This is a genomic window from Cognatundibacterium rugosum, from assembly GCF_014284365.1.
Classification (GTDB): Bacteria; Pseudomonadota; Gammaproteobacteria; order Burkholderiales; family Burkholderiaceae_D; genus Undibacterium; species Undibacterium rugosum.
Genome location: NZ_JACOGG010000019.1, coordinates 1 through 20351, shown reverse-complemented (window position 1 = coordinate 20351; position 20351 = coordinate 1). Strand labels below are relative to the sequence as shown.

The 20351-nt window shown below is 54.0% G+C and carries 20 protein-coding genes and 1 riboswitch; of the genes, 3 read left to right on the top strand and 17 right to left on the bottom strand.

The window, feature by feature from the left end; genetic code table 11:
- Positions 1-340 precede the first annotated feature (340 nt).
- The 16 genes from H8K47_RS15225 to H8K47_RS15150 form a co-directional block, all read right to left on the bottom strand.
- Positions 341-1777, bottom strand: coding sequence for a cobyric acid synthase (locus H8K47_RS15225; RefSeq protein WP_186882285.1), 1437 nt, complete (start codon positions 1775-1777; stop codon positions 341-343).
- A gap of 42 nt (positions 1778-1819) precedes the next feature.
- The gene (locus tag H8K47_RS15220) at positions 1820-2623 is read right to left on the bottom strand and encodes a cobalamin-binding protein (protein WP_186882258.1); all 804 of its coding nucleotides are present in this window, start codon (positions 2621-2623) and stop codon (positions 1820-1822) included.
- Entirely contained in the window at positions 2620-3606 is a 987-nt protein-coding gene (locus H8K47_RS15215; RefSeq protein WP_186882257.1) for a cobalamin-binding protein, read from the bottom strand. Before H8K47_RS15215 ends, H8K47_RS15220 begins: the two co-directional genes overlap by 4 nt.
- Complete coding sequence (cobD, locus tag H8K47_RS15210; protein WP_186882256.1) at positions 3603-4622, bottom strand: threonine-phosphate decarboxylase CobD; 1020 nt, start codon at positions 4620-4622, stop codon at positions 3603-3605. The genes H8K47_RS15215 and cobD overlap by 4 nt, the downstream gene beginning before the upstream one ends.
- Positions 4615-5568: an adenosylcobinamide-phosphate synthase CbiB gene (gene cbiB, locus H8K47_RS15205; protein ID WP_186882284.1), complete on the bottom strand. Its 954-nt coding sequence runs from the start codon at positions 5566-5568 to the stop codon at positions 4615-4617. The genes cobD and cbiB overlap by 8 nt, the downstream gene beginning before the upstream one ends.
- A complete protein-coding gene (gene cobU, locus H8K47_RS15200; protein ID WP_186882255.1) occupies positions 5568-6137 on the bottom strand; it encodes a bifunctional adenosylcobinamide kinase/adenosylcobinamide-phosphate guanylyltransferase in 570 nt (189 codons plus the stop codon). The genes cbiB and cobU overlap by 1 nt, the downstream gene beginning before the upstream one ends.
- Entirely contained in the window at positions 6134-7435 is a 1302-nt protein-coding gene (locus H8K47_RS15195) for a cobyrinate a,c-diamide synthase (RefSeq protein WP_186882254.1), read from the bottom strand. The genes cobU and H8K47_RS15195 overlap by 4 nt, the downstream gene beginning before the upstream one ends.
- Positions 7429-8061, bottom strand: a complete 633-nt coding sequence (cobO, locus tag H8K47_RS15190) for a cob(I)yrinic acid a,c-diamide adenosyltransferase (protein ID WP_186882253.1) — start codon at positions 8059-8061, stop codon at positions 7429-7431. Before cobO ends, H8K47_RS15195 begins: the two co-directional genes overlap by 7 nt.
- A gap of 4 nt (positions 8062-8065) precedes the next feature.
- Positions 8066-8830: an ABC transporter ATP-binding protein gene (locus tag H8K47_RS15185; protein ID WP_186882252.1), complete on the bottom strand. Its 765-nt coding sequence runs from the start codon at positions 8828-8830 to the stop codon at positions 8066-8068.
- On the bottom strand, positions 8830-9888 hold the full coding sequence (locus H8K47_RS15180) for a FecCD family ABC transporter permease (RefSeq protein WP_186882251.1): 1059 nt from the start codon (positions 9886-9888) through the stop codon (positions 8830-8832). Before H8K47_RS15180 ends, H8K47_RS15185 begins: the two co-directional genes overlap by 1 nt.
- Positions 9889-10110: 222 nt before the next feature.
- Complete coding sequence (locus H8K47_RS15175; RefSeq protein ID WP_186882250.1) at positions 10111-11940, bottom strand: TonB-dependent receptor domain-containing protein; 1830 nt, start codon at positions 11938-11940, stop codon at positions 10111-10113.
- 190 nt (positions 11941-12130) lie between these two features.
- Positions 12131-12364, bottom strand: a riboswitch (cobalamin riboswitch).
- A 127-nt stretch (positions 12365-12491) separates the two neighbouring features.
- Positions 12492-12839 (bottom strand): PilZ domain-containing protein, encoded by a 348-nt coding sequence (locus tag H8K47_RS15170; RefSeq protein ID WP_186882249.1) that lies wholly within the window; start codon positions 12837-12839, stop codon positions 12492-12494.
- A gap of 75 nt (positions 12840-12914) precedes the next feature.
- A complete protein-coding gene (locus H8K47_RS15165) occupies positions 12915-13457 on the bottom strand; it encodes a histidine phosphatase family protein (protein WP_186882248.1) in 543 nt (180 codons plus the stop codon).
- Positions 13454-14257, bottom strand: a complete 804-nt coding sequence (locus H8K47_RS15160) for an adenosylcobinamide-GDP ribazoletransferase (protein WP_186882247.1) — start codon at positions 14255-14257, stop codon at positions 13454-13456. The genes H8K47_RS15165 and H8K47_RS15160 overlap by 4 nt, the downstream gene beginning before the upstream one ends.
- A 3-nt stretch (positions 14258-14260) precedes the next feature.
- Positions 14261-15289 (bottom strand): nicotinate-nucleotide--dimethylbenzimidazole phosphoribosyltransferase, encoded by a 1029-nt coding sequence (gene cobT, locus H8K47_RS15155; RefSeq protein WP_186882246.1) that lies wholly within the window; start codon positions 15287-15289, stop codon positions 14261-14263.
- Between the two features lie 2 nt (positions 15290-15291).
- Entirely contained in the window at positions 15292-15690 is a 399-nt protein-coding gene (locus H8K47_RS15150; RefSeq protein WP_186882245.1) for a diacylglycerol kinase, read from the bottom strand.
- Positions 15691-16012: 322 nt separating this feature from the next.
- Here H8K47_RS15150 and H8K47_RS15145 point away from each other — a divergent pair, with 322 nt between their 5' ends.
- Positions 16013-16786 carry an IclR family transcriptional regulator gene (locus H8K47_RS15145; RefSeq protein ID WP_186882244.1) on the top strand — a complete coding sequence of 258 codons (774 nt, stop codon included), beginning with the start codon at positions 16013-16015 and terminating at the stop codon, positions 16784-16786.
- A 461-nt stretch (positions 16787-17247) separates the two neighbouring features.
- Here the strand turns inward: H8K47_RS15145 and H8K47_RS15140 are convergent, their stop codons facing one another.
- The gene (locus H8K47_RS15140) at positions 17248-18291 is read right to left on the bottom strand and encodes an integron integrase (RefSeq protein ID WP_456243334.1); all 1044 of its coding nucleotides are present in this window, start codon (positions 18289-18291) and stop codon (positions 17248-17250) included.
- 686 nt (positions 18292-18977) lie between these two features.
- Between H8K47_RS15140 and H8K47_RS15135 the strand changes: the two genes are divergently transcribed.
- Positions 18978-19805 carry a hypothetical protein gene (locus H8K47_RS15135; protein ID WP_186882243.1) on the top strand — a complete coding sequence of 276 codons (828 nt, stop codon included), beginning with the start codon at positions 18978-18980 and terminating at the stop codon, positions 19803-19805.
- 158 nt (positions 19806-19963) lie between these two features.
- Entirely contained in the window at positions 19964-20266 is a 303-nt protein-coding gene (locus H8K47_RS15130; RefSeq protein ID WP_186882242.1) for a hypothetical protein, read from the top strand.
- Positions 20267-20351 lie beyond the last annotated feature (85 nt).

The window sequence follows — 20351 nt, the reverse complement described above, 5'->3', positions numbered from 1 at the left end:
CAGGAATCTTGCCTTCAGGTAGGCTATGCAAAGAAACCATTGTTGACCAGGCACACTTAGCGTGAAATTTTCTCGAAAAGCCGCCAATGATGAAAATTGAAAATGATTGTTAATTTAATTATTTTATTTGTGAATCATTTTCAAATGACGTGAAAAACGGGAATTTCTGACAAATCCCCGTTTTTGAATCTATCGCTGACACCTAATGAATCAACGTGACAGGAATGACGCAAACCCGCCCCGCGGCATGATGGTTTCTTGTCGCACACTGCTTACTGACTGAGTCCCATACCTTGCCGGAGCAATTTTGCGTCTGCCCACAGTGAATACCAAGTGAATGTCAGTCCAGTCGCGCGAGCGCGTCAAGGATAGGGGCGGCCGCATCGGCGATGCGGTCTATACTCTGTTCACGCAATGCAGCCAAATCGACTTTATGCTCACTGCGCAAACCCGCCCAACGCAGCAAAGCCTGACAGGCTTCAGGATGATCAAACATGCCGTGTAGATAGCTGCCCAATATCTGACCATCGTCTGAAACTGCGCCTTCACCTTCGGTTTGCCCGTCCAGACTGAAGGCCGCCGCCAGCGAACTGCGGGCATGCGTCACGCCCATGTGGATTTCGTAGCCAGTGACCCGCGCCGGTTCAGCCTCAGGCGTAAAGGCACACAGACCCGTGACTTGCTGCAGCCGTTTTTCGAGGGTCAATTCGGTAACCGTATCGAGCAATCCGAAACCTGCAGTGGTACCTGGCGCGCCTTCCACACCATGCGTATCGCTGATCTGCTGCCCCAGCATCTGATAGCCACCACAAATACCGATGAGCTTGCCGCCATAGCGTAAATGCTGATGCAGCACAGCTTCCCAGCCCTGCTGGCGTAAGAATTCCAGATCTGCCCGGGTATTTTTACTGCCCGGCAAAATGATCAGATCCGCCGCAGGGATGGTCTGATCCGGGCCGATAAATTGCAAATCCACTTCTGGATGCGCACGCAAGGCATCGAAGTCCGTGTGATTGGAAATGCGCGGGATGGCGGGTACGATAATGCGGAAACGGCCACTGCCATGCTGACTAGATTGAATCGCATCCTCGGCGTCAAGCTGCAGCCCATGCAGATACGGCAGCACCGCCAGCACCGGCTTACCGGTTTTTTCTTCCAGCCAGCGCAGCCCCGGTTCCAGCAAACTGATGTCGCCGCGAAAGCGGTTAATGACAAATCCGACTATGCGGTTTTGCTCGGATTCAGAAAGACAAGCCAGCGTCCCCAGAAAATGCGCAAACACGCCGCCACGGTCGATATCTGCCACCAGAATCACAGGACAATCAACCGCCTCGGCAAATCCCATATTCGCGATATCGCGTTCGCGCAGATTGACTTCCGCCGGGCTGCCCGCGCCTTCCACCACAATCACCTGATATTGCTGTTGCAGACGCTGATAGGATTCCAGCACCGCCCCCATGGCAACGGTCTTATATAGGTCATAGTCACGTGCCTGCATGTCAGCACGTACTTTGCCATGGATAATAATTTGTGCGCCGGTATCCGAAGACGGTTTCAGCAAAACAGGATTCATATCGGTATGCGGCAATATACCGGCGGCCTGCGCCTGCAAAGCCTGAGCACGTCCGATTTCGCCGCCATCTACCGTCACCGCACTGTTGAGCGCCATATTCTGCGGCTTCATCGGCGCCACGCGCACACCCTGGCGCTGCAGTAAGCGACATAAAGCTGCGACTACCGTACTTTTTCCGGCATCCGATGTCGTGCCCTGCACCATCAATGTTGTCAGTTTCATCTATTTGCTTTCTATGCAGTTCAGTTACAGCATGCCCTGTGCTGCCTGCCAGTCGGCAATCAGCACCTGTATCTGCTGCAGCCCGTGCTGGATCGCAGCCGGTCCAGGCGACAAAATATCGGGTGACTTAATCTCAAATACACGCCCATGTCTGACGGCGGGAATTTGCTCCCAGCCTGGTCTTGCCATCAATTGTTCAGCACGGAATTTTTTTCCACACCAGGATGCGATGATGATGTCCGGCATACGTCGTATCACTTCGTCGGGATCAGCAATAATGCGGTCTTTCGCGCTGTAATAAACAGCACGGTCTGCAAAGACATCCTCGCCGCCAGCGATCTCGATTAATTCTGAGACCCAGCCTATGCCCGACATCAGCGGCTCATTCCATTCTTCAAAATAGACTCTGGGGCGACGCGTCCACTGTGCTGTTTCGCGTCGACAGTCGGCGATCTGATGCTCCAGCTCAGCCACCAGCGCTAAACCTGCTTCTGCTTTACCCGCCAGCACAGCCAGCACCTGTATCATATGCAGAATGCCCGCCACATCACGCTGATTAAAAGCATGAACCTCTACCCCGGCGCTGATCAGTTCGCGGCTCAGTTCTGCCTGCATATTCGAATAGGCGACCACCAGATCCGGTCTGACGGCCAGAATTTTGTCGATTTTGGCAGAAGAAAATCCACTGATTTTGGGCTTTTCGTCGCGGGCGCGTGCCGGTCTGACCGTGTAACCGGAAATCCCGGCCACCAGATCTTCTGCACCTATCGCATACATGACTTCAACTGCCTCGGTCGATAAGCAGGCGATACGTTGATAAACACTCATGACTTCACTTTCGTTACTGCTGTGGATGACGGTGTACCGGATTGACGGTGCTGTCTGGCCAGTTCCAGTGCTTCGCACATGGCACGTGCGCCATCAATCAGGCGCGGCCCAGGCCGGTTCATCAAATCGCCATCAATCGCGACCAGATTATGATTTTTATTGGCCAGCAAAGTCGGAAAGCTCTTCCACTGCTCCAGCATTTGCCCTGCATGTTTCTTATTTTCTGCGGCGAGTATCAGTTCCGGATTTTCCTGCAATACGGATTCCAGGCCGACCACCGGTGCAGTCGCTGCCAGCTTGCCGTAAATATTTTCACCACCACAGCTACGCAATACGTCATTGATGATGTGTTTTTCGTTAAGCGTATAAAGCGGCTTATTCCAAACCTGATAGAAAGTACGCACTATCGGTTTTTGCGCATAGCGGCTGGTAATCTGCTGCCACTGCGTCCGAAAATCCGTTGCTGCCAGTTCCGCTTTTTTGTTGGTCCCCATCAGCAGCCCCAGCTTACTCAAGGTTTCGGGGATATGCTCCATCTGATGTGGTTCGCTGAAAAAGAAAGGCACGCCGGATTGCTTCAGCAATTCCAGCTGACGATCAAACGCACCATGCATCCAGACCACAATCAAATCCGGCTTGGCAGCCAGAATGCGTTCCATATCCAGCTGACGTAAATCACCTATGCGCGGTATCGCTTTGGCCGCTTCCGGGAAATCGCTATAGCTGACGGTGGCGACGATCTTATCGCCAGCACCGGCAGCAAAAATCAATTCCGTCACATGAGGCGCCAGACTGATGACACGTTGTGCCGGTTTGCTCAGCGTGACCTGACGTCCCAGATCATCAGTGACAGTCAATTGTGCGGCTGCTGTCACTGGTGCTGCCGAAGCAGAAGCTGATGCAGTCGCCGCATAAACCGGCAAATGCAAACCGCTGCCCAATACCGCAACCCACGCGAGTTGCCGCCATAAAGAGGTATTCATCCTTGTATCGTCCATTCTTGTAAAGCCAGTTCTAAGCGCTGCCAGGCCGCCTCGGAGGCCGGCAGGCCAAAGCGTATGCCATGTGGTCGTTGCGGCCCCGGCGCAAAATAGCGGGTCCAGATACCGCGCTGCGCCAGCCATTCCCAGAAGGCTTCCGTTCTGCCCTGCAAGTCCTGTGCAGCAACCCATTGAAATAAGTCGGTGCCGCTGCTAGGCAAGTGTTGCGCCTGCAGCAGTTCGCGCAAACGCTGACCGTGCAATTGCAAACGCGCACGGGTCTGCTGTTGCCAGTCCAGATCACTCAGTGCACGCAGCGCCACCTCCTGCGCCGGACCACTGACAGCCCAGGGGCCCAGCCAGTCGGCCAGTCGTGTCAGCAAATCCGGTGCCGCTGCCACAAAACCCAGGCGCAGTCCGGCCAGTCCAAAAAATTTTCCGACCGAGCGCAATACGATCAGACCGGCATGCTGCGCATGTGCAGTATGCGCAGCCAGGCTGATCTCAGGTAAGGTATCGCCGAAGGCTTCATCCACAATCAGCCAGCCGCCGCGTTGATGCAGGCGCTGCGCCCATTGCAGCAACTCTGCGGGTGCGATCCAGGCGCCGGTGGGATTATTAGGCTGGCAGATCACCATCACATCACACTCATCGAGATGCTGTACCAATTCAGAAAAAGGGCATTCGCTGACCTGATGGCCAGCTTGCCGCCATTGATGCGCGTGCTCTGCATACGAGGGAGCGGACACCACCACGCGACTGGCTGCACGCAAACGCGGCAAGGCCTGAATCGCAGCCTGACTGCCCGCTACCGCCAGTAAAACCGGAGCCTGATAATACGCTGCCGCTGCGGCATTCAGCGCATCCGATATTTCCGGTAAGCGGTGCCAGGCATTACTGCTGAGCGCAGGGACAGGATAAAAGTCCGGATTAATGCCGGTCGATAAATCGATCCAGTCCGCCAATGGCCGCCCATAACGCGCAACGGCATCGCGCAAATTGCCACCATGTTCAAGCATAGAATATTCCGCCCTGTCCCAAGCCTAGCGTGAGCAACACGGCGATACCCAGCCACAGCAAGGTGCTGTGCCAGACCAGGTGCCATGCGGCCAGAATATCCGATGGCGCGGCACTGCGTCCTGCGCCTAAAGGCGGACGCTGTTCATCCTGACCGTCATAGCGGGCGCTGCCACCCAGTTGTACGCCCAGCGCACCGGCACCGGCAGCCATCACCGGCCCCGCATTCGGACTGGGCCAGGCCGCAGTCTGGGTACGCCAGCAATGCAAGGCCAGCCGGGTATTGCCGAGTAAAGCGTAACTGAGTGCAGTCAAACGTGCCGGGATCAGATTGAGCACATCGTCCACCCGTGCCGCCACACAACCAAAACGTAAAAAACGCGGACTGCGGTAACCCCACATCGCATCGAGGGTATTCGACAAGCGGTACAACACTGCACCTGCACCGCCGAGTAACAGGAACCAGAACAAGGTGCCAAACACCGCATCGCAGCCATTTTCCAGCACTGACTCGACGCTGGCTTTGGATAAATAAGCGGCGTCCGCCTCAGCCGTATCGCGGCTGACGATGCGTGCGGTCAGTTGTCTGGCCTGATCCAGGTCGCCAGCCTCCAGCGCCTGCTGTATCGGCAGATTGTGCTCACGCAGACTGCGCAAACCCAGACACACATACAGCAAGGCCGCATGCAGCAAGGGTGCCAACCAGAGACTGGTGTAAGCGGCCGCATACAAGGCTGCCTGTACCAGCAAGACGATGGGCAATACACAGACAGCCCAGGCCAAGCCACCTTGGTAGCGGCTGGCCTTAGCATGATTGAGCCATCGTTCGATCAGGTTAGCCAGCTTGCCGAAACCGATCAAAGGATGCCAGCGTCTGGTCTCACCCAGCAGACCATCGAGCAGCACGCCCAGCAGCAATGCGCAGCTCAGTGTGAGTCCGGTCAGCATCAGCATGGGCGACTCCCTTTCAGGTACAAAGGTAATCCCGCTGCGACCCACACCACCTGTTCTGCGATTGCTGCCACCGCCTGATTCAAGCGGCCAGACTCATCGACGAAGCAACGCGAAATCGCCCCCATAGGCACGATGCCCATGCCAACTTCATTCGATACCAGGATCACCTGCCCCGGCTGCCTTTCTAATTGCGCCAGCAGTGCAGCGCGTTCTGTGAGCCAGGTCGCTGGTAAAGTAATTTGCCCGACTTCAGGGAATGCCTGCTGCTGGGCGAACAGACAATTCGACAGCCACACCGTGAGGCAATCGACCAGAATCACGCAATCCGGTGCGGCATAGTGAGCAAGTACTTCCGCCAGTGCGAGCGGCTGTTCCACCGTGAGCCAGTGTGCTGGGCGTTGTGCACGGTGCATGGCGATACGCTGCTGCATTTCGCCATCCTGACTTCCCGCTGTGGCGACATACACGACGCGTTGACCGGCCTGCTCAGCGCGTGCGGCCAGCTGCTCGGCATAGCGGCTTTTACCGGAACGCGCAGCACCGAAAACCAGCGTGCAGCTCATAGCGCCTCGCCCAGCAGTAAGCGTGCCATCGCTGCCGGATGCGAGGGGAAATACGCATGAAAATACGAGGCACGTAAATTACCAACCTGGTACACCGCTTCGCCTTGCTGCGTATCACGCTGCTTTACTGCATGGGTGGCAGCCGTCAGACTGGTGCTGAAATTGGAAAAGTGAAACGTATGGCCGCGCAACTCACCATCACTGGTGGACAGATATTGCGGCCCCAGCGCAGTCAGCCGCTTTTGCATCGTAACGGTGCCGGGTAACAGACCCGCCATGGGCCAGCTCTGCCCCTGCTGATCGCATACCGTTTCTGTGAGCGCCATCATGCCACCGCATTCTGCATAGACCGGCTTGCCTGCTGCATGATGCGCGAGTATCGATGTTTTCCAGGTCGATGCCTGCGACAAGCGTTCAGCATGTAATTCAGGATAACCGCCAGGCAGATACACCGCGTCAGCGATATCAGGCACGGCCTGATCTGCAAGTGGTGAGAAAAATACCAGGCTGGCACCAGCCTGCTGCAGGCACAGTAAATTGGCTGGGTAAATAAACGCAAAGGCGGCATCGCGTGCTATCGCGATGGTTTTACCAGCCAGTGGCGTTGTGTTTTCAATCGCAGTCTCTGGTACGGAAAAAGTCGTGAGCGGCAAGGCCTCAAACGCCTGCATATCGAGCTGTAACTGCTCCGCCAGTTGATCCAGTATCGTATCGAGCTGGCTGACTTCATCCGGTAACACCAGTCCCAGGTGGCGCTCCGGCAAAGTCTGCTCCTGACGACTCAGGGTGCCGATCAAGGGAATATCACGCATCGCTTCTGCCACCATTTGTGCGTGTCCAGCCGACGCGATGCGATTCGCAATCACGCCGGCCAGGTGCACCGGCCCATAATCGCGTAAGCCCAATGCCAGCGCCCCCACGGTCTGCGCCATGGCCGATGCATCCAGCACCGCTAACACTGGCACACCAAATGCACGGGCTAAATCCGCTGATGAAGGCTGACCATCATACAGTCCCATCACGCCTTCGATCAGGATCACATCGGCTTCCATCGCCGCCTGCGCCAGCAAAGCCTGTGACGCGGCATGACCGACCATCCACAAATCCAGCGACAGTACAGCATGACCGCAGGCGCGTTCCAGCAGCATAGGATCGATGAAATCCGGCCCCGTTTTAAACACCCTGACGCGTTGACCGGAGCGCACCAGTTTGCGTGCCAGCGCCGCGGTGGTGGTGGTCTTGCCTTGTCCCGAAGCGATGGCCGACACCAGCACCACCTTGGCCTGATGGCTCACCATTCCACACCTGCCTGCGCCACGATGCCATCTTTAAATGCGTGCTTGACGATCTGCATTTCAGTTACGGTATCAGCCACTTCGATCAATTCCGGCAAAGCACCGCGCCCAGTCACCACTACGTGCTGCATTTCAGGGCGGGCATCGATATCAGCGATCACCTGTTGTACATCCAGATAATGATATTTGAGTGCGATATTCAGTTCGTCCAGCACCACCAGGCCTATCGCCGGATCCTGCATAAATCGCTTAGCCTGTTCCCAGGCGAGCAGGGCTTTTTCTATATCGCGTTCACGGTTCTGGGTTTCCCAGGTATAGCCCTCGCCCATGGCATGGAACTGCACCTCATCCGGGAAACGGCGCAGGAAAATTTCTTCGCCGGTCGACATCGCACCCTTGATGAACTGCACCACACCGACCCGCATGCCATGCCCCAGCGCACGCATCACCATGCCGAAGGCACTGGAGCTCTTACCCTTGCCATTACCGGTATGAACCAGCAAGACACCAGTCTCACGCTGGGCCTGTTGTATGCGTTCATCCATCAGGGCTTTTTTGCGCTCCATGCGGCGCTGGTGACGGGTATTGATATTGTCGGCGCTGCTATCGCCATTTGCAGTGTTAGTCATGATGTCAGGTTTGAGGTAAGAACAGGGTTTGTCCATTGTGCTGAAAGCGCTGAATAGGATGACCCAGACATTCGCTGAGCTGATCAACGGTGAACATCTGATCGCGGCTGCCACTGAGCCAGCGCCCGTCACCCATCAGTAACAGCGCATGGGTCGCAACGCGGTGCGCCAGATTGAGATCATGGCTGACCATCACCACCGATTTTTGTTGTTGCTGACAGAGCTCAGAAAACAATTGCATGACGCTGACCTGATGCGCCAGATCGAGTGCATTGGCGGGTTCATCCAGTAACATGCATTGCGCATCCTGCGCCAGCAAGGCAGCGATTGCCACACGTTGGCGTTCACCGCCGGACAGGCTGCGCACATCGCGTTCAGCCAGATCGGCGACATCCAGCGCCTGCAAGGCATGCAAGGCGAGCGCGACATCATCTCCTGCATCCCAGTAGTGCGCATCCTGGAACGGGTATCTGGCACTCAGTACGGTATCTAATGCGCTATAGCCAAATGCATCATGCCGGCTTTGTGTCAGATAGGCACGGATTTTGGCCAGATCGGCCAGCCGCCAGTCGCGGATATCACGGCCTTCAAATAAGACTTCTCCATCGGCTTCAATCTCACGCATACCGCTCAGGGTACGTAACAGCGTGCTCTTGCCAGCACCATTGCGGCCGATGATGCACCAGCATTCACCGGGCTGTACCTGCCAGTGCAGCTTATCGACCAGATGACGCTGCCCTATATGTAAGTTCAGATAGCGGACTTCCATCAATGCCTCCGCAACTGATGCAACTGCAATAAAAATACCGGTACACCGATCAGTGCGGTAATCACCCCTACCGGCAATTGCTGAGGCGCCACCACGGTACGTGCAATGGTATCGGCAAACACTAAAAAACTGCCACCCGACAGCGTTGCAGCCGGGATCAGCAAACGGTGATCCGGACCCAGCGCAAAGCGGCAGGCATGCGGCATGATCAGGCCGACAAAACCGATACTGCCTGCGGTAGAGACGGCACTGGCGGTCAGCAAGGCCGCACCTAGAAATAAGAACTGACGCAAACGTCCCACATTCACACCCAGCGTATGGGCCGTATCCGCATGCATGGCAGCGATATTGATGGAACGTGCGTAACGCATCGCCAATGTCAGTACCGTGCCCCATACCAGCCAGGGCATCCAGCGCGATTGCGATGCAGACAAATCGCCTATCATCCAAAACACCATGCCGCGCAGACGGCTGTCCGGTGCTACCGACAACATCAGTGTGATCAGCGCACCGCAGCCAGCTGCGACGATCACGCCGGTCAGCAATAACAAGGGCGCACTGCCATCACTGCTGCCATTGCCTTTAAAGTCGCGGTAAGCCAGCGCGAATAGCAGTAAGGCGACCGCCAGTGCGCCGCTAAAGGCAGCCAGATCGATCATCCACAGGCTGCCGTAAAATAAAATCATGGCCAGCGCTGCCACCGAGGCACCGCCGGAAATCCCAAGCACATAGGGGTCAGCCAGCGGATTACGCAATAAGGCCTGCATCATCACACCGGATAAGGCCAGCGTGGCGCCGGTCACAAAGCCTGTCATCGCGCGATTCAGGCGCAGATCCAGCAGGCTGGAGGCCAGCGTTGTATTGTCCTGCCCCTGTACCATCGCTATCACAGCCTGCCCCAGTTCAGACAAACTCAAAGACACGGAACCGATCACACAAGCGAATACGATGCTGCAGACAGCGATCGTCATTAAAACAGGAAGCAGCAAGGCCGGACGGCGCGACCAGCGATGGATGCGCGTTGAAGTGGCAGAGCTGGCAGTAAGGCTTGTAGTCATGAAACGACCCGAAATAAGGTGACGCAAACCGGAGTCAGGCAGCTTAGCCCGACCCAGGCCTGTGCCTGGTGTGCCGCCCTCAGGTAGCACATGCAGCACATGCGGCTAGTTCAAACTTGTTAAGAATGCCGCTTACAAGACTTGGCAGCCCCAGACGATACCCACTTCATTTGTAGCGGCAATCGGTCTGCTGCCTGCCTTGTCCTGTGAACGGCGATCTTATTATTTAAAACCGTAATTCAGACCTAAAAACAGATTGGAACCAGCCGTCGCATAGTTCTTAGCCAGTTCGTAATCCTTGTTTAAGGCATTGTTCCAACGTGCCAGCACTTGCACGTCTTTACTCAATTGATAGCTGCCATACAGGTTCAGCAAGCCATAACCTGGCAAGACTTTTTTGTTGGCGACATCATCAAAACGCTGACCGGACAACACCGTTTCGACACCAAACTTTGCTTTTTCTATGCTGTATTCAGCGGCCAGACTGCCATGCTTTTTAGCGCGACGTGCCAGTTGCAAACCGGTCGTGTCATCTTTCGGATTTTGAATATCAACCGAGCCACGCAGCGTCACGCCTGCCACGACGGCGCTGCCACCAATAGTCAGTCCAGACATGGTTGCCTGATTCACGTTATAGGCACAGCCGTAAGGATGGGTGCTTTGCTCAACCGGGCAAACATTGGTGCTGACCAGCAGATCAGTTGCCTTATTGCGGTAGTACACAGCGCTCAGCTGGGCATCGCCTTGCTCATAATACAGACCGATTTCAGCATTCTTGGCTTTTTCTGGCTTGTTGCTGGCGATGCCGTAACCTGGGTAATACAACTCATTGAAAGTTGGTGCACGGAAGCTGGTGCCGTAGCTGGCATTCACGCGCAAAGCGTCGCTCATTTTGTAACCGTAAGCGATGCTGCCAGTGGTGTTATTACCATAGATGGAGCTATGGTCGTAACGCAGGCTGGCACTGGCCAGATGGGCATCCTGTTTAAAAATGTAAGAGCCAGCCAGCGAGTCAGTCTTACGCTTGCCGTTCAGGACTTTCGTCGTGGCATAGACTTTTTCTTCGCGGCGCTCTGCGATCACTTGCAGTACATCTTTGCCAATCGCCACATTATTCTGAAAGCTGATCAGTTCCTGACGGGTATCGATCTGGCTTTTGCCGTAGGACGCATCGGTATAACCCTGATCGCCGGATTGAGAAATCTGCAGAGACGAAGTCCAGGTATCGGAAATTTTGCCTTTACCATACAGCGCCAGGGTTTCCAGATTTTGCACATTGCGGTCATCATACGACGGGCCTGCATCGAACATCGCGTTCAAACGGCTTTGCATCACGCTGGCGCCGACATCATAGCCTTTTGCCACTTCCAGATTGACCTTGGCGTGCAGACTGTCCATTTTGTGACCGTCTTTATCTGCATTGTAGGAATAGATACCTGCTGCCGGTTTGGTAACCGAAAAGCCTTCAGTCTCGGTGTGCGCTGCGTTCAGCGAGAAGCTCAGTTTGTCGCTGATAGAGCCGGAAATACCGGTTTGCAGCTGGCGCGCACCATAGCTGCCTACACCCAGCGATGCGGTCGGTGCCAATGCACCTGCGGTTTTTTTAGTGAAAATCTGAATCACGCCACCCATCGCATCCGCACCATACAAGCTGGACAGTGGACCGTAAACGATTTCAATGTGATCAATCAGTTGCAACGGAATCGTGGCCCAGGTTGCGCCACCAGTGGTCGCAGAACCAACACGCACGCCATCGACCAGCACCACGTTTTGGCTGTTATTGCCGCCACGGATAAATACAGAAGCGTTAGAACCCGCGCCGCCATTGCGCGAAATTTCTATGCCGCGCTGTTGCTGCAATAAGTCGACGATGGTCGCTGCGCCGGATTTAGCGATGTCTTCCGCGCTAATGACGACGTTGTCAGCCAACACGTCTTTAGCAGCCTGCTCCAGGCGGCCAGCGGTGACGATCACGCTGGCAGCGGTCGTCATGGATTGAGATTGGGCGAAAGTTTGCGCTGCAGGGAATGCAGCAGCTATAGCTAATGCCATAGCGAGAGGTTGACGTACAGATTTCATGATGAACCGGGAAAAAATGTTTTGCGACCTAAGTCCCCGTGGGCCGCGCAGAACAAAATGACAGGATGAGAGGCATGCAGATCAGTTCTGCAAGAAACAACGAAGGCAGCACATGCGATCAGGCGCTGGCACAGCAAATTGTTGACGAAATCCCCCGTCCGTATCACTTCACGAATGTCTGGCCGGTATCCGGGCTGACAAATATCACCATCTGACCTTCCCATGCAAATTTTGCACAGTGGTATAGAACAATGGCTGGCAATGCATCAACATACATTGCAATTTGTACACCGTTGCGGGGGCAGCACACTTTCACGTTTCAAACGAAACGCATCATGTTTCCCGTTTAACTGCAGACATGAATATGTCCGCAAGCACCAAAACCCCGCCATTCTATCGGTTGCAGGTCACGACAGCAAGGAAAGAAGCCAGTGTCGGGGAGGCAAGGCGAATTGCGCAGATCGCTCAGGCGAATCAGATTACACAGATTACTGATGAAGAAAAGCCAAAATCAAAACTTATCCTCAGGAGAACTTCTTGTCGGCCATAGAGACCCAGGCATTGACCAGTTCCTTATGCACATCACTCATATCACTCAGATGGATACCGGCACGATAATTACCTTCAGACAATACGACATGCCTTACATTGCCTTTACAACTCACCCGAAAAATCTCTTTGGGATCTTTGATACTGGGAATTTCCACCATCATTGGGTAACTGCGGGAAGGAATCAGGTTTTCTTCACTGATCAGCAAGATACCCTCAGCCGAGATATTAATGGCGCGGCACATCAGCAGGCGCCCGTCGCTGAGCTTGATGCCGCAGCGCCAGGTCACATTGATACGCGGAGCACGTCTTAATTCCACCATGGTGAGCAAGCTTTCCGTGAGTACCTGACACGCACATATCGACAGTGCATGCCTGTTGCCGGTGTTTTTTTAATACTACATCAAGATATCAAGTTGCGTACAAGAACCATACGAAAAGCGCATGTCTCGGGAAGCAACCCGTTGTGCAATATCGACATCGCTGGCGGCTGCTTCCCATTGGCTCAGAATTTTCAAGACGCCGGCGTGAGTGATCAGTATCACGCCTTCCAGGTTTTGCGCCTGCAAAGTACGCAGAAACGCGCTGACGCGGGTGGTCATTTGTAGGAGAGATTCGGCCCCGCCGGGCCGGTAATACACGGTGTCAGCAGCCCAGGCATCGATATCGGCGCGGTCTATGCGATCCCAGGGCTGCATTTCCCAGTCGCCGAAATTCAATTCACGCAAACGGTCATCGGTCTGCACAGTCCGGCCCAGCAAGCTGGCCAGCGACAGGCAGCGTTGCAAAGGACTGCTAAAAACAGGAAAAGATGGCAAGCTGGCACGCAGACTGGCCGCCGCCTGCGCATTGGCCTGCGCATCCACTGCCAGATCGGTATGTCCGTAGCACAGGCCCTCGCCTTGCAAAGGTGCCAGATGCCGGATTACGATCAGCTTCATACCACTGCAGAAGCGACCGGATGCGCGAGTAAGCCCAGGTAAAATGCCACTTCAGTCACCTGCTGTACTGCCCCCAGACAATCACCGGTATAGCCACCGACTTTGCGCACAAACAGGCGCGCCATCCAGAATGCGGCCATCAGCATCAGGACCAGAGCGGGCAGCAGGCGCTCCACCACGACCGGTTGCCACAACAGGATAGCACCGGCCGGAATGATCACCGTCAGACAAGCCAGCCCAAATTCATTGGAACTCATATGCTGCGCCAGCGGCTTGGCTTTACCTTCATCACGTGCATAACTAAGCAACCAGATCAGGCTGCAGGACAGCAAACGCGATAAAGGATGGGCGATCAGCAAAGCCGGCACCACCAGTACCAGCGGCAGGCTGAACAGCAGGGCAAATTTACTCAGCAACATCAGGAAGATACCGATCGCACCATAAGCGCCTACCCTAGAATCCTTCATGATGTCCAGCGTACGCTGCGCCGTCATGCCACCGCCAAAACCATCGCAGACATCAGCAAAACCATCTTCATGAAAGGCACCGGTCAACAGGATGCCGGCAATCATGGACAGCAGAATCGCAATCGCATTCGGCCACCACTGCGCCGCTGCGATATACACGCTCGCGCTCACCGCACCGACTACCCACCCCACCGCCGGAAAATAACGCGAGGCCTGATGCAGCCATGCTGCGTCAAACCCCACCCAGGCCGGAATCGGGATGCGGGTAAAGAATTGCAGAGCGATAAAAAACAGACGCAACTGATGCAGCAACTGTATGCGCAGAGTCGTCATGGCTTACTGACTCTTTTCACTGACCTGTGCCGAGCTGAATGTCGCCATCTGATTCAGGAAATTCACCGCCGCCTGCACCATAGGATAAACCAGTGCGGCACCGGTACCCTCGCCCAGACGCAGATCCAGCTTCAATACCGGCTGTACCTGCAAGGCCGCCAGCATACGCGCATGTCCACTCTCGTCGGACTGATGAGAGAACACGCAGTAATCCAGTATCGTCGGTTGCAGTCTGGCCGCGACCAGCAAGGCGCTGCTCACGATGAAGCCATCGATCAGCAAAACCATGCGCCGCTGCGCCGCTTCCAGCATCGCACCGACCATGGTCGCAATCTCAAAGCCACCAAAATGTGCCAGCACATCCAGCGGGTCCTGCACATGCGCATGCAGTGCGACGGCGGCTTCGATCACGCTTTGTTTATGCGAAATGCCTTGCGCCGACAAACCGGTACCGGCACCGACGCAATCTGCAACCGGAATGCCAGTCAGCTTATGCATAATGGCGGCGGCTGAGGTGGTATTGCCTATCCCCATTTCACCAAAGCCAATCACATTACCGCTGATATCAGCGATTAAGGCACGGCCATTCTGGATCGCGGTTTCGCATTGTTGCGCACTCATCGCAGCGACCTTGGCAAAATTACGGGTGCCGGGGGCGACCTTGGTATTCCACAAAGCAGGACGCACACCAAAATCGTGGTTCACGCCGGTATCCGCGATATGCAATGCGATGCCATTCTGACGCGCAAACACATTGATCGCCGCACCACCTGCCAGGAAATTCTCTACCATTTGCCAGGTCACATCCTGCGGAAATGCAGATACGCCTTCGGCTACCACGCCGTGGTCACCGGCAAAAATGATCATAGCTGGCGCCACCAGTTCAGGCGTGGTGGTTTGCTGGATCAGACCGATTTGTAAAGCCAGTTGTTCCAGCCTTCCCAGGCTGCCGGGTGGCTTGGTTTTATCATTGATGGCGAATTCCAATTGCGCGGCCAGGGCTGCATTCTGCGTGCTAGGTAAAGTTTGCATGTTCAGTAGTAAAAACGGTTAATCAAGACCACCGCCCAGGTAGCGATGGCCATTATCAGTGTCAGCAAGACGGCAGCACTGCCAAAGTCTTTGGCATTTTTGGATAAGCGGTGACGTTCCAGCGAAACCCGGTCCACCACCGCCTCTATCGCAGAATTAATCAGCTCGACCACCAGTATCTGCAATAGCACAGCGATCATCATCAGCTTTTCAAAGGCCGACACCGGCAGCATCAAAGCGACAATGATGCCAATAATGACCAGCACCAGCTCCTGACGAAACGCATGCTCATTACGCCAGGCGGCACGGAAGCCATCGACCGAATAAAAAAACGCGGAAAAAATCCGGCGCAAGCCGCTTTTACTTTTAAACTCACTGACTGCCGGTTCCTGCTCTGACATAAGGCTTCCTTGTATGTGCCATAAAGGTTTACTGGTCAGGCACCAGGGCCTGAAGAGTCTGCTGCAGACCCGGTCACCGGCTTGATTCTAAGCCGGCTGGCCATACGCATTTCAAACCCCGCCGAATTTTACCTGACAAAACTGCCATCCCTTCAGGCTTTTGCATGTCAGACAGCATGTTTTTTGCGTGCAAGCGCCGCCATAGCGTATTTGGAGCATTCACTTTAATCCACACTCAGACTGCTGCATTTTGACCACGGAAGCATGACGGTCTTTTCACATTGTGGTATAACAATGCATATTGCACTGCACCACAAATACTATGAAAAACGACGCTCCTGCTTCAGAAAAGACTTCTATCCAAGTGATAGAACGTATGGTTGCTCTGCTTGATGCGCTCTCGCGCTATCAGGACCCGGTCAGCCTCAAAGAACTCGCCATCGTCACCGGCCTGCACCCGTCCACCGCGCACCGGATTTTAAATGACCTGGTCACCACCCGCTTTGTCGACCGTGCCGAAACCGGCTACTACCAACTCGGTATGCGTCTGCTGGAACTGGGGAATATCGTCAAAAGCCGCCTCAATGTGCGTGAAGCCGCACTGGAATTCATGCGTACCCTGCACCGCCAGACCAATCAGACCATTAACCTGTCGGTGCGTCAGGGCGATGAAATCGTCTACATTGACCGTGCTTACTCAGAACGTTCAGGCATGCAGGTGGTACGCGCCATTGGTGGCCGCGCACCGCTGCATCTGACCTCCACCGGAAAATTATTCCTGTCACTGGACGAACCCAAAGCCATACGCGCCTATGCGACGCGCACCGGTCTGGCCGGACATAATAAAAATTCGATTACCGATCTCGCCAAGCTGGAACGCGAACTGGCCGAAGTGCGCAGCCATGGCTTCGCACGCGACAATGAAGAACTGGAACTCGGCGTACGCTGCATGGCCGCCGGCATCCACGACGACAGCGGCAAAATGATCGCCGGCCTGTCCATCTCCGCTCCCGCCGACCGCTTGCAAGAAGACTGGCTCAGCAACCTGACCGACACCGCCACTGAAATCTCACGCGCACTGGGTTATCGCGGTTAATGAGCGTGGCTAATTAGTTGATTTCAAGCTGCATCCGGGTTGGCAGGCGGGTGCAGCTTATCGGATAAAAGTATTTTCGTACCTTTTATCTCTTATCTCACCCCTACGTTTACACATCAGTAGTGAGGAACCGGATTGGCTCCGTGGAAAAATGTTGAGTAATCACGGGTCGTTTTGTTCGATTCCATTCTAAGCGCATCTTGAATTTCATCTGCCGTTGGAGTCAGGAGTATTTTGCCGCCAACATGAACCACAGGGTAGGTAGTCTGGCTCGTTGAAATCAGGCCCAAGTTTAAAGTGCAGTTCATCTCTGATTGCGCGTATGTTTCCCCTTGAGGATAGAACTCGCCCGTTCAACCGAGGAAAAAAAGCAATCGCAACTCAAGTGCTTGTTTCAGTTTGTAACTTGGTAGGGTGCGCCACGCGCACCATGCAAAATCCCGGACTTTTGTTCGGGATTTTTATTTCAACAAACTATCCAAGAGACTTTTGACTCCACCCGTGATTTTCAAAACATGTGTATAAACCATTGTTGTACTGACATCAGCATGACCCAACAAGTCTTGAACGGTACGGATGTCACAGCCACTATGCAGTAAATGTGTCGCGAAGCTATGCCGAAGCGTGTGTGGACTGGCAGGCTTGTGTATTGCAGCGCGTTGCAAGGCTAGCGCAAATGCGCGGCGAAAAGTTTGTGGATACAGATGATGCCTACGCATGAGTTTCGTACGCGGATCATGCGCAAGTGTTTGTTGAGGAAATACCCAAAACCAAGCTAAACTCTGATCGGCACGTGGATATTTTTTTGCCAGAGCGCAAGGCAAATCTACCCCTGGAAGATTTTGATCGCGATCGTTTTGCCACAGGACTTTGCTGCGCGCGAGCTGCGCCTGTAAATCATTGCATAGACTATGTGGCAGCAGCATCACTCTGTCTTTTCCACCCTTGCCATCCCTGATTAAAATGGCACTATGTTCAAAGTCCAGATCTTTGATGCGTAAGCGCGCTGCCTCCATGATGCGCATACCTGTGCCATACAGCAGTTTAGCAAACAGACCAAAAACCGGATTCACCGCATCCAGCAAGTTCAAGGTTTGCTGTACTTCAGACTTGGTGAGCACAGTTGGTAAGCGTTGCTGCTCCTTTGGCCTGCCGATTTCCTGGAGCCAAGGTAACTCTATTTTTAGCACTTCTTTGTACAAATACAAAATGGCACTGAGTGCCTGTCTGTGGGTAGAGGAAGACACTTGGCGTTCAGTTGTCAACATGCTCAAAAATGCTTCTACTTCCGGCGCAGCCATGTCTCTGGGATGACGCAATCCCGACCAACGAATGAAAAACCGTACCCAATACACATACAGCTTTTCCGTGGCGAGACTGTAATGCTTATAGCGTAAACTTTCTCGAACTTGATCCAGGAGTTTGGGGGGATGGGAAGGCATAACGGTTCCTTCTGTTATACTGTATTTATTATCAGTATAATGACGAAGAACCTTATCTGCCAAGGGTTTGCGAAGAATAAAAACGTATTGCTTAGTTTATATTGGTTTGTTAAAGTATCATTTTGCACTTTAAAACAAGTTAGGCCCACACACAAAGAACTGAGCTCATGGGAACAGAAATTCAATCAACGTCTCCGTCGGGTAGGTACCAAGTCGTTTCGGAACCATGGGAACCACGCATGTCTCTCTGGGTCTATCCTCCCCAGGTAATTGACTCTCACAGCAAGAAGGTTCTTTTCAAGACTGAAGACATCAACTGGTCTCTGGAGTATTCCAAGTGGCTCAGCGACACCGTAGTTCGTCTTGGTTTACGGAAATATCCAGGTAGCGTCAGACCGAACGGAGTCGTAGTTGAGATCAATCTTTCAACAAATCAAGCAACCATAGATGGAGACCTATCCGTTCCAATAGAAGAACTGGGGCACTCACTAGAGAGCGTCATGGCACTGGCAAATCACTTCGGCTCAAATTAGCAAATGCCTGGCCTACTCATCGGTTTCCGCGTCTGGCGGCATGGCCTAACAGGTCGTTCAACGCGGACGCCAACACTGGCCATGGCTTCGCCATTTTATTGGCCAGTGTTGGTACCCTCCGCCCTGTCGCGCTCCGGCGCCGGTTAACTAGAGCGTTAGGCCTTTCGCAAAGGCAACCGGTCGCCATCCAGCTATTCACTAGGCTCCATCGAACTCATGACCACGCATCAACTAGATCTACTTGAAAACGCCATTGATAGCCTAGCGGAAGCACTGCTGAAGTACGAGGCTGGCGAGGACGGCGATGCAAAGGCGTACAAATTCGCCGTTTTGCATATGGCTCACTTCATTGAATTGATCTTTAAGCACCATATCGCAGACAAACACCCGCTATTGATCTACAAAGATCCTTTCTCACCCAAGGTAGACAAGAACAAAACCATCACGCTCTGGGATGCAATCAACTTTATTAACAACGAATCGAGCGGCACGATTTCTACGGGCCTACGAACCGATCTTGACTGGCTCAAGCGACTACGTAATGAGATTGAACATCACAAGTTCACGATGCAAGTTCCGGATGTTCGCACCACCATCGGCCGGCTGTTTCGGTCAGTTTTGGAGTTCCTTGAAGAGCACACAGAGCTCGACATTGAGGCTCTCGTCCCCGCGCCTGCATTGGCTACCTTCAAGGTGTTGTCAGACGAATACGCCTTCCAGCTCAACGACGCACTTCGCGAAGCAGATGAATATGAACGAGCCAATCCCTTTGACCACAAAGATCCAGATGCTCGCCCGTCAAGGTTGACATGCGACAACTGTGGTAACGAGACGATGATTCAGGATGAATCATCTTCGTCAGGGTACAAGTGCCTGTTTTGCGACAACGAAGATGGCGACAACCTGCCTGCAAACTGCGATATCTGCGGGGTTTCAACGACGCAGGGCGAATTGGATGCTTGGTGCATAGATGACGACGAGGGTAGGTACGAAATGCGCTGTTACTACTGCTCCGGCAGGTACCATGCAGATAAAGATGATTGATTTGCCAAAGTCCTGTTTCAGTTGCACGGTCAACACCGTGCCTACGCGCCCCAGTCTAACTGTACGTTCAACGCGGACGCCACTACAGGCCATGCCTTCGGCATTCTCATGGCCTCTTCGCGCTCCGGCGCCGGTTAACTAGGGCTTAGCCACCACCAATGAAAACCTCCGTAATTTTCTTGCCTGAATGCGAGCATTCAAATCCAGAAGTAGAGTCAAACCCTATACATGCTGTGGCAGTCACAATTGACTCAGAACGCAACTATGCACTTATCAAAGCAAAGTCACGCGAGGCTCTGTACGAGTTTGGGCGCAGCCTCATGGAAGAGGCTCTGTATGGTCATGGCGAAGCAGAGTTTTATCCTTTAGTCGTCGATGGAACTGCCCTCGTCGTCAATGGTGTACGGCTTCCTGAAGGTGTAAGCACCTCACCAGCACCGTCATTGACTTTTGTTGTTTAACGCGAAGTCTGACTCAGGCTGCTTTTTATGCCAAACGATCAGCGACATTCCAAGGCAACAAATCAGCTACACGATTGATCGGATA